Source organism: Amycolatopsis sp. cmx-4-83 (assembly GCF_046548815.1).
Classification (GTDB): Bacteria; Actinomycetota; Actinomycetes; order Mycobacteriales; family Pseudonocardiaceae; genus Amycolatopsis; species Amycolatopsis pretoriensis_A.
On sequence record NZ_JAEBEF010000006.1, the window covers coordinates 581,791 to 598,237 of the forward strand.

The following is a 16,447-nucleotide window of genomic DNA, read 5'->3' on the forward strand; positions in this document are numbered from 1 at the left end:
CTACCCAGGGTGCCCGGAAGTGGGTCGAGCATTCTTTGCTGCATTCTGGCGGACACCAGGAATAGCATCGATGAATGCCGATCGGCCTCTTCGGAATTGACGTGAAGTGCGGTTGTCGAGAAAGGGATACCGGACGGTCGGTATTCCGTTTCCGATACATCGCGGTGACTCGGTCGAAACGCCGGACCCGCCGGTCGGAGTGGTCCGATGTGGGCAATCGCACGCGTCCACCAGGCGGGATGGCTTGCGCCGTCCGGCGGCGTGCTTCCGGTGGACCACCCGGCGAACCGGTCCGGAGGCCGCCCGCGGCAATCGGGTCCCGCATCCCGGACGGCGGGTAACATGACAGCGGCGTTAAATTCTTGCACCGCCCGCCTGGTCCATCCCGAATTTTCTGAACCGCGGCGATGAAATCGTGGTGGGTTGTTGACGATGTGCACCGAACCCGCTTAAGTACTCCCCGTTGCCCATGCCCCCTTTCGTTGGAGCGGGAGTTCCCATGCGTCTCTCGATAGACGACTCCGCGCCGGCCGGGCCGGTCGTCGCCGTGTCGCCGCTGCGGTGGCCGTCGGCGCGCGGGGTCGCGGCCGTCGCGCGCGGGGGCGGGCTCGGCGTGCTCGACCTGACCGGCGGGCACGCCGCCGGCGCGGAAGAGCTGGCGCTGCTGGGCGAATGGGGCATCGGAGGGTTCGGGGTCCGGCTCGCGGGGCCGCCGCCGGGCGCGGAACTGCCCGAAGCCGTCACCACGGTCCTGCTGACCGAAGACGCCGAGTGCGAAGCGCGGGACTTCCCGGGCCGCCGGGTACTGGCCGAGGTCACGTCCCGGGCGTCGGCCGCGCGGGCGGTCGAGGGCGGCGCGCACGGCCTGATCGCCCGCGGTCACGAATGCGGCGGCCGGACCGGCGAACTGAGCACGTTCGTGCTGCTCCAAGCCCTGCTCGCCGACGACGCGCTGGACGTCGGAGTGTGGGCCGCGGGCGGGATCGGGCCGCACACCGCCGCGGCCGCGATCGCCGGTGGTGCCGCCGGCGTCGTGCTCGACACGCAGCTCGCCCTGCTGCCGGAGGCCGAACTGCCGTCGCGGCTGACCGCCGGGCTGACCGGGCTCGACGGGTCGGAGACGACCGTCGTCGACGGCGTCCGCGTGCTCGCCCGCCGCGGCGCCGAACCGCTCGAAGCCGGGCAGGACGTCTTCCTCGCCACGAGGTTCCTCGACCGCTGGGGCACGGTGACCGCGGCGGTGCGCGGCGTCGCCGACGCCGTCGAAGAAGCGTTGCGCGGGGAAACGGCGGTGCTGGGGCCGGGCAGTGCGGGCAGCCGCGCGTTCGGCACGGCGCTGCCGATCGCGCAGGGCCCGATGACCCGGGTCAGCGACCAGCCCGCCTTCGCCGGCGAGGTCGCCGCGGGCGGGGCGCTGCCGTTCATCGCGCTGGCCCTGTCCGGTGCGGACCAGACCCGCGACGTCCTGGAACGCACCCGCGACACGGTCGGCGACGCGCCCTGGGGTGTCGGCGTGCTGGGGTTCGCCGCCGACGACGTCAAAACCGCGCAGCTCGAGGTGATCCGGGCCGTGCGGCCGACCCACGCGATCATCGCGGGCGGGCGTCCGGCGCAGGCCGCGGCACTCGAGGACGCCGGCATCTCGACGTTCCTGCACGTGCCTTCGCCCGGGCTGCTGAAGCAGTTCCTCGAAGCCGGGGCGCGCAAGTTCGTCTTCGAAGGCTCGGAATGCGGCGGCCACGTCGGGCCCCGCACCAGCTTTCCCCTGTGGGAAGCGCAGCTCGGCGTCCTCGGCGACTTCCTCGCCGGCACCCCGGACGCGGCCGGGCAGCTGCAGCTGCTGTTCGCCGGCGGCGTCCACGACGAGCGCTCGGCCGCGATGGTGGCCGCGCTCGCCCGGCCGGTGGCGGCGCGGGGTGCGGCGATCGGGGTGCTGATGGGCACCGCGTACCTGTTCACGCGCGAAGCCGTCAAAGCGGGCGCGGTGCTGCCCGGGTTCCAGCGGCAGCTGCTGGCCGCCGGGCACACCGACCTGCTGGAAACCGCGCCGGGACACGCCACCCGCTGCGTCCGCAGCCCGTTCACCGAGGAGTACGCGGCGATCAAGGCGGACCTCGCCGAGCGCGGCGTGCCGAGCCGCGACGCGTGGGAACAGCTGGAGACGCTCAACGTCGGCCGCCTCCGCCTGGCGAGCAAGGGCATCGAGCGCGTCGGCGCCGAACTGCGGGACGTCGGCGAGGACCGGCAGCTCGCCGAAGGCATGTTCATGGCAGGCGAAGTCGCCGTGCTGCGCTCGGCCGTCACCACGATCGCCGACCTGCACCGCGCGGTGGGCGAAGGTGCGGACGCGTTCCTGCGCGAGCGAGCCGCCGCTTTCGGTTCCACGTCAACGGAACCCGCCGCACCCGAGCCCCTGGACATCGCCATCGTCGGGATGGCGTGCCTGTTCCCGCAGGCGCCCGACCTGGCGTCGTTCTGGGCGAACGTGCTGTCCGGAGTGGACGCCGTCACCGAGGTCCCGCCGCAGCGGTGGGACCCGTCGCTGTACTACGACCCGGAGGGGCGGGGCGGGAAGTCGCCGTCGCGCTGGGGCGGGTTCCTGCCGGAGATCGGCTTCGACCCGCTGCGCTACGGCATCCCGCCGTCGTCGCTGGCGAGCATCGAGCCCGTGCAGCTGCTGGCCTTGGAGGCCGCGCACCGCGCGCTGGTGGACGCCGGGTACGAGCGCCGCGCGTTCGACCGATCGCGCACGTCGGTGGTGTTCGGCGCCGAGGCGGGCAGCGACCTGTCGAACGCGATGTCGCTGCGGACCGTGCTGCCGTCCTACGTGGGCGAACTGCCGTCCGAACTGGACGAGCGGCTGCCGCGGATCACCGAGGACTCCTTCCCGGGGGTGCTGGCCAACGTCATCGCGGGCCGGATCGCCAACCGGCTCGACCTGGGCGGCGCGAACTACACCGTCGACGCCGCCTGCGCGTCGTCGCTGACCGCGGTCGACGTCGCCTGCAAGGAGCTGACCGCGGGCACCAGCGACCTGGTCCTCTGCGGTGGCGCGGACCTGCACAACGGCATCAACGACTACCTCCTGTTCGCCTCGGCGCACGCGCTCTCGCCGACCGGCCGTTCGGCGACGTTCGACAGCGCGGCGGACGGCATCGCGCTCGGCGAGGGCGTCGCATGCGTCGCGCTCAAGCGGCTGGCGGACGCCGAACGCGACGGCGACCGGGTGTACGCGGTGATCAAGGGCGTCGGCGCGGCTTCCGACGGGCGGGCGCTCGGGCTGACCGCGCCCCGGCCGGAGGGCCAGCACGCCGCGCTGACCAGGGCGTACCGCAACGCCGGCGTCTCGCCCGCGAGCGTCGGGCTGGTCGAGGCGCACGGCACCGGCACCGTCGTCGGCGACCGGACCGAGCTGGCCACGCTGACGAAGGTGTTCACCGAGGCCGGCGCCGCGCCGGGCGGCTGCACGATCGGCTCGGTGAAGTCGCAGATCGGGCACACCAAGTGCGCGGCGGGCCTGGCCGGGCTGATCAAGACCGCGCTCGCGCTGCACACCGGCGTCAAACCGCCGACGCTGCACCTCTCGGCGCCGAACCCGGCCTGGGAGGCCGAGACCAGCCCGTTCGTGTTCCAGTCGGCCGCGCAGCCGTGGGCGGCACCGGCCGCCGAGCGGATCGCCGGGGTCAGCGCGTTCGGCTTCGGCGGGACCAACTTCCACGTGGTGCTGGGCGCGCACGACAGCGTCCCGCCCGCTCAGGCGGCCGACGAGTGGCCGGCGGAGCTGTTCACCTTCGCCACCGACGCGGCGGTGCGGGACCTGCTGGCGCTGGCGTCGGACGTCCCGGCCGGGCACGAGCCGTGGCGGTTGCGGGACCTGGCACTGAGCGCGTCGCGGCGGGCGGAGGGCCGACAGGCGCGGCTCGCCATTGTCGCGTCCACTGTGGACGAGCTGGTTTCCCTGCTGCGCCAGGCACTCGACGGGCAGGAGCCGGCCGGGGTGTTCCGCGGCGACGGGACCGCGCCGGGCGAAGTGGCGGTGCTGTTCCCCGGCCAGGGCAGCCAGCGGCCGGGCATGTTCGCCGAGCTGTTCGTCGCGTTCCCGGAGCTGCAGCGGTACCTGCGCCTCGACCCGGCGACGGCCGGCGTCGTCTTCGGCCCGGCGGTGTTCGGCGAGCCCGCGCGCCGGGCCGCGGTGGACCGGGTCACCGACACCCGCGTCGCCCAGCCCGCGCTCGGCCTCGCCGGCCTGGCGGCGTTCCGGCTGCTGACCCGCGCCGGCGTGCGGCCCGCCATGCTCGGCGGGCACAGCTACGGCGAGCTGACCGCGCTGGCGGCGGCCGGCGCGTTCACCCCGGAGGGCCTGCTGCACGCGAGCCACGCCCGGGCGGGGGCGATCCTCGACGCGGTGCCGGCGGCGGACCCGGGTGCGATGGCGGCGGTGTCGGCGGCCGCGGCGGAGGTCGAGTCGGTGCTCGGCTCGTCGCCGGTGGTGCTGGCCAACCACAATTCCCCGAAGCAGACGGTGATTTCCGGCGCGACGGCGGACGTCTCGGCGGCGATCGAGCGGCTGCGCGAAGCCGGGCTGGGCGCGAAACGGCTCCAGGTGGCGTGCGCGTTCCACAGCCCGCTGGTCGCGGCCGCCGGCGACGCGTTCGGCCGCACGCTGGGCGCGATCGGCGTCGTCCGGCCGTCGGTGCCGGTGTACGGCAACCGGACGGCGGCGCCCTACCCGGCCGGGCCGGACGAGATCCGCGGCGAGCTGGCCGCGCAGCTGGGCGCGCCGGTGCGGTTCGTCGAGCAGATCGAAGCGATGTACGCGGCCGGGGCGCGGGTGTTCGTCGAGGCGGGCCCGGGTGCGGTGCTGGCCGGGCAGGTCGGCGCGATCCTCGGCGACCGTCCCCATCGGACGGTCGGTTTCGAGCAGCCGGGCCGCCGCGGCCTGCCGGGCTTCCTCGGCGCGCTGGCGCGGCTGGCGGTGTCCGGGGTCCCGGTCGAGACAAGCTGGCTGTTCCGCGGCCGGGACGCGCTCGACGCGGCGACGGCCCCGCGCCCGAAGCGCCCGGGGTGGACGGTCGACGGCCACCTGGTCCGGACCGCGGACGGCACGATCCCGGCGGGCGCGCTGCGGCCGGCGTCGCGGATCACGCTGGGCCTGCCGGCGGCGGAGGCACCCACGTCGGAGGCGATGGTCGCGGACTTCCTGCGGACGAGCCGGGAGATGATCGCCGCCCAGCGCGACGTCCTGCTCGGGTTCTTCGGCACCGGCGAGCCGCCCGCACCGGTGGTCGTTCCCGCAGTCGTTCCGGAGGTGCTCCCGGCGCCGGTGGTGGCTGCCGCCGAGCGGTCGGTGCTGGAGACCGTGGTCGCGGTGATCGGGGAGCGGACGGGGTATCCGGTGGAGATGATCGAGCCGGATCTCGATCTGGAAGCCGATTTGAGTGTGGACTCGATCAAGCGGGCGGAGATCGCGGGTGAGCTGGCGGCCCGGCTCGGTCTCACCGGCGGTGATGTGGAGGAGTTCGCGAAGGCGCGTACGGCGGCCGCGATCGCCGACCTGGTCGGAACTCCGCAGCAGCCCGAGGCCGGCACCTCGGTGCTGGAGACCGTGGTCGCGGTGATCGGGGAGCGGACCGGGTATCCGGTGGACATGATCGAGCCGGATCTCGATCTCGAGGCCGATCTCAGCGTGGACTCGATCAAGCGGGCCGAGATCGCCGGGGAGCTGACCGTCCGGCTGGGCACCGGCGACGTCGAGGAGCTGGCGAGGGCCCGGACCGCGGCGGGGATCGCGGACCTGCTGGGCGAAGCCGGTCGTGACGAACCCCGGCCGGTGGCCGCCGAGCCCGAGCCTGTGATCATCGCGCCGAAGCGGTACGTCATGACCGACGTCGAACTCGCCCCGGCGGGCACCCCCGACATCGCGGGCCGCCGGTTCCTGGTCGTCGGTTCCGGCGCGTTCGCCGAGGACGTCCGCGCCGCGCTGACCGGCCACGGCGCCGAGGCCGAAAACGGCGACGACGTCCGACCGGGCTTCGACGGGTACCTGTTCCTCGACCCCGTCCTGCCCACCGCCTTCCCGCGCTACCAGGACGCCCTCGCCCGCCACCCCCGCTGGCTGCTCTCCGCCGGGCCCGCGGAGGGGCTCCGCGGCTTCCACCGCAGCCTCTCCCGCGAGTACCCGGACACGCTCACCCGGGTCGTCGAAGGCGCGGACGCCGCCGGCCTCGTCGCCGAACTGTCCACTGTGGACCGTGAGTCGGTCGTCGTCCACACCGGAACCGCGAGGTACGGCATCGAGCCGGTCGAAGAGAGCCTCGGTCTCCTCGCCGGCAGCGGCGCCGGACCCGCGGGTGACGGCGTGGCCGAAGCCGCCGCCATCGGGCTCGACCGCGAGTCGGTCGTCCTCCTCGTCGGCGGGGCCAAGGGCATCACCGCCCGCTTCGCCGCCACCGTGGCCGCGGCGGCGCACTGCCGGATCGAGCTGCTCGGCCGGACGGCCCTGACCGCGGAAGACGAACACCCGCAGGCGAAAGACGCCGACGCCCTCCGCGCCGCCCTCATCGGCGACGGCCTGAGGAACCCCGCCGAGATCGAGAAGACCGTCCGGCGCACCATGGGCGAGCGCGAGGTCCGGGCGACGCTCGGGGAACTCGAAGCCCTCGGCAGCCCGGCGCGCTACCAGTCCGTCGACATGCTCGACGCCGAAGCCGTCCACCGCGCGGTCAAGGAGATCCACGCCGAGCACGGCCGGCTCGACGGGATCGTCTACGCGGCCGGCGTCATCGAGGACAAGCTCGTCGCGGACAAGACGCCGGAGTCCTTCACCCGCGTCTACAGCACCAAGGCGGACGGGGCCAGGACCCTCCTCGAAGCAACCGCGGACCTGCCGGACGAGCCGAAGTTCGTCGTCCTCTTCGGCAGCATCGCCGCCGCGCTCGGCAACCGGGGCCAGGCCGACTACGCCGCCGCCAACGACGCGCTCGAGGCCCTCGGGCGGCGGTGGCCTGCCGGACGTGCGGTGACCGTCCACTGGGGACCGTGGGCCCCGGCCGGCGAGCACGACGGGATGGTCACGCGGGAGCTGGTGCGCGACTACGCCCGCCGGGGCATCGCGCTGATCGACCCCGAGGAAGGCACCCTCGGCCTGCTGCGAGAGCTGGCCTGGGGCCGCCCCGGCTCCGCCGCCGTCGTCCACACCGCCTCCGGGTGGTGACCGGGATGAGTGTTGCGATCGTCGGGATGTCGGTGCTCCTGCCCGGCGCCCCGGACCTGGCGGCGTACTGGCGCAACCTCGTCGGCGGCGTCGACGCCATCACCGAAGTGCCGCCGGAGAAGTGGGACGGCACGCACTACGCGCCGGACGAGCGGCGCGCCGACCGCGTCTACTGCCGCCGCGGCGGCTTCGTCGACGAACTGGCCGAAGTGGACGTCGCCGGGTTCGGGATCATGCCGACGTCGGTGCCGTCCACCGAACCCGACCAGCTGATCGCGCTCCGCGTCGCCGCACAGGCCGTCGCGGACGCGGGCGGCCCGGACCGCCTCCCCGCGGACCGGGCCAAGGTCGGCGTGGTGCTCGGCCGCGGCGGCTACCTGACGCCGGGACTCGTCCGGCTCGACCAGCGCGTCCGGACCGCGACGCAGCTCGTCCGCACGCTCGGCGAGCTGATGCCCGAACTCGGCGCGGACAAGCTCGACGCCGTCCGGCAGGCCTTCACCGACCAGCTCGGCCCCGAGGCGCCGGAGTCCGCGATCGGGCTGGTGCCGAACCTCGCGGCGTCGCGGCTGGCCAACCGCCTCGACCTGCGCGGCCCGGCGTACACCGTGGACGCCGCGTGCGCGTCCTCCCTGATCGCCGTCGACCACGCGGTGCGCGAGCTCGCCACCGGCCGCTGCGACGTCGTCCTCGCCGGCGGTGTGCACCACTGCCACGACATCACGTTCTGGAGCGTGTTCACCCAGCTCGGCGCGTTGTCGCCGACCGAGCGGATCCGGCCGTTCCACCGCGACGCCGACGGCGTGCTCATCGGCGAGGGCACCGGCATCGTCGTGCTCAAGCGCCTCGCCGACGCCGAGCGCGACGGCGACCGCGTGTACGCCGTGGTCACCGGCACCGGCGTCGCCTCCGACGGGCGGACCGCGAGCCTCGCCAACCCCGACTCCGGCGGCCAGGTCCGCGCGGTCCGCCAGGCGTGGGCCGCGGCCGGGCTCGACCCCGCCGACCCGCAGTCGATCGGCCTGCTGGAGGCCCACGGCACCGCGACCCCGGCCGGGGACGCCGCCGAACTCGCCACCCTCGCGGAGGTGTTCGGCGCGCGCGGCGAAGCGGTCCTCGGCTCGGTGAAGTCCATGATCGGGCACACGATGCCCGCCGCCGGCATCGCCGGGCTCGTCAAGGCCGCGCTGGCCGTGCACCACGGCGTCCTGCTGCCCACCCTGCACTGCGACGACCCGCACCCCGCTCTCGCGCGCACTCGTTTCTCCCCTTTGGACACCGCGAAGGACTGGGACGCGGCCGTACGCCGGGCCGGCGTCAACGCGTTCGGGTTCGGCGGGATCAACGCCCACGTCGTGCTGGAGCAGGCGCCGGGCCGGGCGGCGCCGGTGGTCGTCCGGGAGCCGGAACGCGTGCTGCGCCTGGCCGCCCGGACGGTCGGCGAACTGCGGGACCTGCTCGACCGGCCCGCGACGCCGGTGGCCGGCGACGGCCCGGTCCGGCTCGGCGTCGTCGACCCGACGGAGAAACGCCTGGCACTCGCCCGCAAGGCGGTCGCCCGCGGCCGGGCCTGGCGGGGCCGCAACGACGTCTGGTTCGCCGACCGCCCGCTGCTCGGGCCGGGCGGCGGCAAGGTCGCCTTCCTCTTCCCGGGCCTGGAATCGGAACTGACGCTGAACTGCGGTGACGTCGCCCGCCACTTCGGGCTCCCGTGGCAGCACGCGGACGTCGAGGTCGGCGACGTCGGCCGCCAGGGCACCGCGGTCTTCGAGCTGGGCCGCCTGCTCAACACCGCGCTCGGGCGCCTCGGCGTCGTCCCGGACGCCGTCGCCGGGCACAGCCTGGGGGAGTGGACGGCGATGGCCGTCGCCGGCCTGCACGCCGAGGCCGAGGTCGACGCGTTCCTCGCCGGCTTCGACCCCGACGCGCTCGTCGTCCCCGGCCTCGCCTTCGCCGCGATCGGCGCGCCCGCGCCGCAGGTGACCGAGGAGCTGGCCGGGCGCACGGACGTCGTCCTCTCCCACGACAACTCGCCCAACCAGGCCATGGTCTGCGGCCCGGCCGCCGCCGTGGCCGCGCTCGTCACGCGGTTCCGGGACGCGGGGATCGTCGCGCAGGTGCTGCCGTTCCGGTCCGGGTTCCACACGCCGATGCTCCGGCCCTACCTGGACCCGATCCGCGACGCGGCCGCCCGGTTCACCCTGCACCCGCCGCGGCTGCCGATCTGGTCGGCGACGACGGTGGCGGAGTACCCGGCCGCCGAAGCGGACGTCCGCGAGCTGTTCGTGCGGCACCTGCTGGAACCGGTCCGGTTCCGCCCGCTCGTGCGGGCCCTGCACGCCGCCGGGTTCCGCGCGTTCGTCCAGGTCGGCGCGGGCCAGCTCGGCTCCCTGGTCGGCGACACCCTGCACGGCGAGGAGCACTTGGCCGTGGCGGCGCACTCGGTACACCGGCCCGGCCTCGCGCAGCTGCGGCGGGTCGCGACCGCGTTGTGGGCCGACGGTGCGGACATCGACTTCACGCGGCTGCCGGGCGAACGCGGGACGCCGTCGAAGGCGGTCAAGCTGGACCTGGGCGGCCACCTCATCTCCCTCGACGAAGGCGTCCGCGCGCGCATCGCCCTCCCGGCTCACCGGTCCACAGTGGACGACCTGGCCGGCAAAGGCCCGCTCGCCGCGGAACTCGCCGCCCTGCTGACCGACACGGCCCAGCTGGCGTCCACCGCCCTCGCCGCGTCCGCACTTTCACGTGAAAGTGCGGACCAGGGGCCGCACTTTCACGTGAAAGTGCCGCCACTGGGGGAGCTGGACGCGACGCTCGTGGTGTCGGTCGAGGCGATGCCGTACCTGCTCGACCACTGCTTCTTCAAGCAGCCGCCGCAGGCCGACCCCGGTGACCGCTGGCCGGTCGTCCCGGCGACCACGGTGATCGACCACCTGATGGGCTTCGCCGAGCAGGCCGCGCCCGGCCGCCGCGCGGTCGCGGTGCACGACGTCCGGCTCACGCAGTGGATCACCGCGGTCCCGGCCGTCACCGTGGGGGTCCGGATCCGCCCGCACGGCACCGGCCGGGTGCTCGCCGCGCTGGACGGCTATTCCCAGGCCGTCGTGGAACTCGCCCTCGCGTACCCGGCCGACGCGCCGGCGCCGTGGCGCTTCCCCGCGTCGGCGGAGCAGGTTCCGCGAACGACGGCCGCCGAGCTGTACGCCGACCGCTGGATGTTCCACGGCCCGGGCTTCCAGGGCGTCACCGAGCTGACCGCCGTCGGCGAGCGGCACGTCCGCGCGGTGCTGACCACGCCCGCCGCGCCCGGCGCGCTGCTCGACAACGTCGGCCAGGTGCTCGGCTACTGGATCATGTCCCGGCTGGCCGAACGCACCACCGTCTTCCCGGTCGCCGTGCGCGAAATCCGGTTCCACGGCCCGCACCCGGCGCCGGGAGAGCGGCTGGAGTGCCTGGTCAAGATCACCGGGCTGACCGGCGAATTCCTCGAAGCCGACATGCAGCTCGTCCACCACGGACAGGTGTGGGCCGAGTTCACCGGCTGGCGCGACCGCCGGTTCGACAGCACCCCGCACATCCGGCAGGCCGACCGGACCCCCGAGCGCTCGACGCTGTCGATCGAGCAGCCCGGCGGCTGGGCGCTGGTGCACGAGCAGTGGCCGGACCTGGCCACCCGCGAGCTGATCATGCGCAACTACCTCGCCGGCGCCGAGCGCGACGCCTACGAAAGCCGGCCACCGCGAGGACGCCGTCAGTGGCTGCTCGGCCGCATCGCCGCGAAGGACGCCGTCCGCCAGTACCTCTGGGCGCGCGGCGAGCCCGAGATGTTCCCGGCCGAGCTGCGGATCGGCAACGACGACGCCGGGCGCCCGTTCGTCACCGGTGCCTACGGCCGGGAGCTCCCGCCGTTGACGATCTCGGTGGCGCACCGGGCCGAGGCGGGGGTGGCGATCGCCCGGCCCTGGCCGTGCGGCATCGACGTCGAGCAGGTCGGCAAGCTCCGGGAGTCCACTGTGGACGCCGCGCTGGGTGCGGCCGAGCAGGCGCTGTTCGCCGGCCTGCCCGGTGACCCGGAACGCTGGTTCGCCCGGTTCTGGACGGCGAAGGAGGCCGTCGCGAAGCTGCTCGGCACCGGCCTGCGCGGCGAGCCCCGCGACTTCGAGGTCGTCGCGGCGGGAACGACCGAGCTCACCGTCCGCGCCGCCGGGCGGGACCACCTCGTGCACTGCGCCGACCTCGCGCACCCGCCGCGCCGCTACGTCGTCGCCTGGACCGAAGACCCGAAGGAGACCGCGGAATGAGCATCGAGACCACCGCAACGGACGAGGCCGCCGTCCTCGCGCAGCTGGCCGGGATGCTGCGGGAGCTGCTCGAGGAGTACGGCCTCGACGACACCGAGATCACCATGGACACGACCTTCCACGACGACCTCGAACTGGAGAGCGTCGACCTGGTGGCGCTGTCCGGGCAGCTGCGCGAGCACTACGGCGACCGCGTCAACTTCGCGACCTTCATCGCCGAGCGCGACCTGGACGAGATCATCGCGCTGACCGTCGGCGAGCTCGTCCGCTACACCGTCGCCTCGCTGCGGGCCACCGCGTGAGCCGCGTCCGGGCGGGCGAGCTGGACGTGCACGTCCAGCGGCTCGCGGCCGAAGCGCCGCTCGACGGGGACGCGCCGCTCGTGGTGTGCGTCCACGGCCTGCTCACCGACAGCCTGGCCAGCTACTACTTCACGCTCGGCCCGGCCCTCGCCGCGCGCGGGCTCGACGTGCTGATGTACGACCTGCGGGGCCACGGCCGCACCACCCGTCCCGCGTCGGGGTACCGGCTGGAGGAGTTCGTCGACGACCTCGTCGCGGTCCTCGACGCCTGCGGGGCGACCCGGCCGGTGCACGTCGTCGGCAACTCCTTCGGATCGTCGGTGGCGTTCGGCCTGGCCGCCGCCCGCCCGGACCGGGTCGCGAGCGTCATCGCGATCGAGGGCGAACCGCCGACCGAGGCGTGGACCCGGCACATGGCCGACGGGCTCGCGGACGCCAAGACCCGGCTGGCCATCGACGAGGTCATCGGCTGGATCGCGGAGAACCACGGCGCGCACACCGCGCGGCTGTCGAAGGCCGCGCACCGGATCCTGGAGACCACCACCATCGCCGAGGACGTCCCGCGCAGCGCGACCATCGCGGCGGACCTCTCGGCCGTGCGCTGCCCGGTGTTCGCGATCTTCGGCGGCGACTCGGGCCTCGCCGCCCAGGTCCCGGACTTCGAAGCGAACCTGGACCGCTGCCGGTGCGCCGTGCTGCCCGACCAGGGCCACTCGGTGCTGGTGGAGCGGACCGCCGAAGTGATCGACCTGGTCTTCGAGTGGGTCCGCGACACCTCGCGCGCCCCGGCCCGGGCGCGGTAGTGGCGCGGTTCCTGTTCGTCGTCCCGCCGCTGGTCGGGCACGTCAACCCGGCGGCGGGCGTGGCGGCCGAGCTCACCGCGCGCGGCCACGAAGTCGCCTGGGCGGGCCACGACGAGCTGCTGTGGCAGCTGGCCGGCCCGGACGCGCTCGTGTTCCCCTGCGCGGTGCCCGCCGAGCTGCCGGAGCGCCCGCCGGACCTCAAGGGGCCCGCCGCGCTGCGGTTCCTCTGGCAGGACTTCCTCGTCCCGCTCGCCGACGCGATGGCGCCCGGTGTGGCCACCGCCCTCGACGCCTTCGAGCCGCACGTCGTCGTCGCCGACCAGCAGGCGCTCGCCGGCGGGCTGCTCGCCGAAGCCCACGGCCTGCCGTGGGTCACCTCGGCGACGACGTCGGCCGAGCTGGTCGACCCGCTCGCCGGCATGCCGAAGGTCGCGGACTGGGTCGGCGGGCTGCTCGACGGCCTGCGCGCCCGGATCGCCGGCGGCCGCGGCACGGCCGACCCCCGGTTCTCCCCGCACGGCGTGCTCGCCTTCACCACCCGCGAACTGCTGGGCACGGCCGTGCTGCCGCCGCGGGTCCGGCTGGTCGGACCGGCTCTCGGCACCCGGCCGTCCACAAGCGACTTCCCGTGGGAGTGGCTCGACCCGCTCCGCCCGGCCGTGCTCGTCTCCCTGGGCACCGCGAACACCGGCGCGGGCGCGGGATTCCTGGCCGCGACGGCCGAAGCGTTCGCCGGGATGCCGGTCCGCGCGGTGATCGCCGACCCGGGCGGCGTGCTCGGCGCGGTGCCGCCGAACGTCCTCGTGCGGCCCTCGGTCCCGCAGCTGCCGCTGCTGCCGCGGGTGGACGCGGTGCTGTGCCACGCCGGGCACAACACGGTGTGCGAAGCGCTGTGGCACGGCCTGCCGCTGGTGGTCGCCCCGATCCGCGACGACCAGCCGATCGTGGCAGCCCAGGTGGTCGCCGCGGGCGCGGGTATCCGGCTGCGCTTCGGCCGCGCGGACCGCGACCGGATCGCGTCGGCGCTCGAGGAAGTGCTGACGGAGCCGTCCTACCGCCGGGCGGCCGAGGCGGTGGCGGCGTCGTTCCACGCGGCGGGCGGGAGCGCCGCGGCCGCCGGGCACCTGGAACAGCTCGCGCTGGAGAGCCTGCTGCCGAAAACTTGAGGTTCACCGGGAAAATCGTCCGGGTTACGGTGCCGGGATGACTGTTTCCGTGTGTGCTCCGAGAGACGTCCCCGCGCTCGTGGCGTCGGCCGCGGCCCTGTTCGCCGAGGACGGCGGCCGCCGTGATCCGTTCATGGACACCGGCTGGCCCGCCCGCGAAGGCCACGCCTACTACGCGAGCCTCGTCGAAAACCCGGCTTGCCTGTGCCTGCTCGCCGCCGGCGGGCACCTGATCGGGCGGCTGCGGCCGCCGGACCCGCTGCGCCCCACCGCGGTCCGCGCGGTGCTGGAGAGCATGCGGGTCGCCCCGGAGCACCGCCGGTCCGGCGCCGGCGCCGAGCTGGTCGCCGCTTTCCTCGGCTGGGCAAGGGAGAACGGCGCGAACGACGTCACCGTCGCGGCCTACGCGGCCAACCACGGTGCGCTGGAGTTCTACCGGGCACAGGGCTTCGAGCCGTTCGAAGTGGTGCTGCGTCACCGGAACGGGTGGCTATCCACAGTGGACCTCGCGCACTAGCCTCGGAGGCCGAGCGAGGAGGGTGCGGATGACGGCCACCGCCGAGGTCGCCCACGAGCCGGCGCCCGCGCCGCTGAGCAAGGGGCGGGTCAACGCCGTCTTCGGGGCCGTGCTGCTCGGCATGCTGCTCGCCGCGCTGGACCAGACCATCGTCGGGACCGCGCTGCCCACCATCGTCGGCGACCTCGGCGGCGCCGGGCACCTGTCCTGGGTCGTCACGTCCTACCTGCTCGCCGAAACCATCATGACCGTCGTCGTCGGCAAGCTCGGCGACCTCTTCGGCCGCAAGCTGATGTTCCAGCTGTCCGTGGTCGTGTTCGGCATCGGCTCGTTCTTCGCCGGGTTCGCCGACAGCATGGTGTGGCTGATCGTCTGGCGCGCGGTGCAGGGCCTCGGCGGCGGCGGGCTGATGGTCACCTCGACCGCGCTCATCGCCGACGTCGTCCCGCTGCGCGAGCGCGGCAAGTACCAGGGCGTGCTCGGCTCGGTGTTCGGCGTGGTGACCGTCGCGGGCCCGATGCTCGGCGGCTTCTTCGTCGACCACCTGTCCTGGCGCTGGGCGTTCTACGTCAACATCCCGCTGGTCGTCGTGGTGCTGGTCGTGGCGTCCTCGGCGATGCCGAACGCCCGCGCCGCGGTCAAGCCGGTCATCGACTACCTCGGCATCCTGCTGATCGGCCTCGCCGCGACCGGCCTGACCCTGGTGACGAGCTGGGGCGGCACGCAGTACGCGTGGGGCTCGCCGACGATCGTCGGGATGGCGATCGGCTCGGTGGTGCTGCTCGCCGCGTTCGTCTTCGCCGAACTGCGGGCGAAGGAACCGATGCTGCCGATGCGGCTGTTCCGCAACCCGGTGTTCACCGTCGCCGGGATCATGAGCTTCGTCGTCGGCTTCGCCATGCTCGGCGCGTTGTCCTACCTGCCGACGTACATGCAGTACGTCCAGGGCACGTCGGCGACTTCGTCCGGCGTCCGGCTGCTGCCGATGGTGCTGGCGCTGCTCGTGGCCTCGATCGCGGCCGGCAACGCGGTGAGCAAGACCGGGCGGTACAAGATCTTCCCGCTGGCCGGCGCGGCGGGCATGACGATCGGGCTCTACCTGCTGTCCCGGCTCGACACCGACACGGGCTTCTGGGAGGCGTCGGCGTACATGGCCGTGCTCGGCCTCGGGATCGGGCTGGGCATGCAGGTGCTGACCATCGCGGTGCAGAACACCGTCGACTACGCCGACCTCGGCGTGGCCACCTCGGGCGTGACGTTCCTGCGGTCGATCGGCAGCTCGTTCGGCGCGGCGATCTTCGGCACGGTGTACGCGAACCAGCTGACGCCGAACCTGGCCACGGCGGTGGCCTCGTTGCCGCCGGGTGTCGACCCGCGGGCGCTGCAGGTGCCCACGGCCTTGCACGCGCTGCCGGACGCGGTCTCCGCGCCGGTGATCAAGGCGTACAGCGACTCGTTGCACGTGGTGTTCCTGGCGGCGGCGCCGGTCGGCCTGGTCGCGTTCGCGCTGGCGTTCTTCCTCAAGGAGGTCCCGCTGCGCGACACCGCCCGCGCGGCGGCCCCGGACCTCGGCGACGGCTTCGCGATGCCGGAAGCGCGGACGGACGACCGCGAGCTGGAGCGCGCGGTCGCGACCCTCTTCTTCCGCGAGCGGCGCGAGGTGGCCCCGGCGATCGTCGAGCGCGCCGGCAGCGACCTCGACGAAGGCGGCATCTGGTGCCTCCTGCAGGTCCACCTGCGCGACCGCCGCGGCGAACCGGCGACGCTCAAGGCGATCGGCGACCACTTCGGCGTCCCGGCCCCGGTGCTCGAACCGGCGTTCAACCGCCTGGAGCTGACGGGTCACCTGCGGTACGCGCGTGAGGGCTGGGAGCTGACCGACGCCGGCCGAGCGGAGTTCGCGAAGGTGGTCGCGGCCTGGCACGACTGGCTGGCCGACCGCCTCGGCGACTGGGGAACGACCAACCGGGCCGAGCTGGACGCGGCGATCGGCCGCGTGGCGGCCCGCCTCCTGGACCAGAGCGCGGAGACCCGTGCCCACGGCCGCCACGCACTGGCCTGAGCCCGCACTTTCCCTATGAAAGTGACGACCTGACCCCCGCACTTTCACGTGAAAGTGCGCACCTGGGGGCCGCACTTTCA

Annotated in this window: 7 protein-coding genes; all 7 read left to right on the forward strand. The window is 74.2% G+C overall.

The genetic code is table 11. The annotated features are described in order from the left end of the window. Nucleotides 1-499 precede the first annotated feature (499 nt). From ACLJQM_RS21415 to ACLJQM_RS21445, 7 genes are read left to right on the forward strand one after another with little or no spacing between them, the layout of a single operon-like run. The gene (locus ACLJQM_RS21415) at nucleotides 500-7,213 is read left to right on the forward strand and encodes an SDR family NAD(P)-dependent oxidoreductase (protein ID WP_410632523.1); all 6,714 of its coding nucleotides are present in this window, start codon (nucleotides 500-502) and stop codon (nucleotides 7,211-7,213) included. 5 nt (nucleotides 7,214-7,218) lie between these two features. After that, complete coding sequence (locus tag ACLJQM_RS21420; protein WP_410632524.1) at nucleotides 7,219-11,517, forward strand: beta-ketoacyl synthase N-terminal-like domain-containing protein; 4,299 nt, start codon at nucleotides 7,219-7,221, stop codon at nucleotides 11,515-11,517. After that, a complete protein-coding gene (locus tag ACLJQM_RS21425) occupies nucleotides 11,514-11,819 on the forward strand; it encodes an acyl carrier protein (RefSeq protein ID WP_247023421.1) in 306 nt (101 codons plus the stop codon). The genes ACLJQM_RS21420 and ACLJQM_RS21425 overlap by 4 nt, the downstream gene beginning before the upstream one ends. Then, nucleotides 11,816-12,622, forward strand: coding sequence for an alpha/beta fold hydrolase (locus ACLJQM_RS21430; protein ID WP_247023420.1), 807 nt, complete (start codon nucleotides 11,816-11,818; stop codon nucleotides 12,620-12,622). The genes ACLJQM_RS21425 and ACLJQM_RS21430 overlap by 4 nt, the downstream gene beginning before the upstream one ends. Further along, entirely contained in the window at nucleotides 12,622-13,788 is a 1,167-nt protein-coding gene (locus ACLJQM_RS21435; protein WP_360768666.1) for a glycosyltransferase, read from the forward strand. The genes ACLJQM_RS21430 and ACLJQM_RS21435 overlap by 1 nt, the downstream gene beginning before the upstream one ends. A gap of 37 nt (nucleotides 13,789-13,825) precedes the next feature. Next, complete coding sequence (locus tag ACLJQM_RS21440) at nucleotides 13,826-14,305, forward strand: GNAT family N-acetyltransferase (RefSeq protein ID WP_410632525.1); 480 nt, start codon at nucleotides 13,826-13,828, stop codon at nucleotides 14,303-14,305. A gap of 28 nt (nucleotides 14,306-14,333) precedes the next feature. After that, nucleotides 14,334-16,367 carry a DHA2 family efflux MFS transporter permease subunit gene (locus tag ACLJQM_RS21445; RefSeq protein WP_410632526.1) on the forward strand — a complete coding sequence of 678 codons (2,034 nt, stop codon included), beginning with the start codon at nucleotides 14,334-14,336 and terminating at the stop codon, nucleotides 16,365-16,367. Nucleotides 16,368-16,447: the final 80 nt, after the last annotated feature.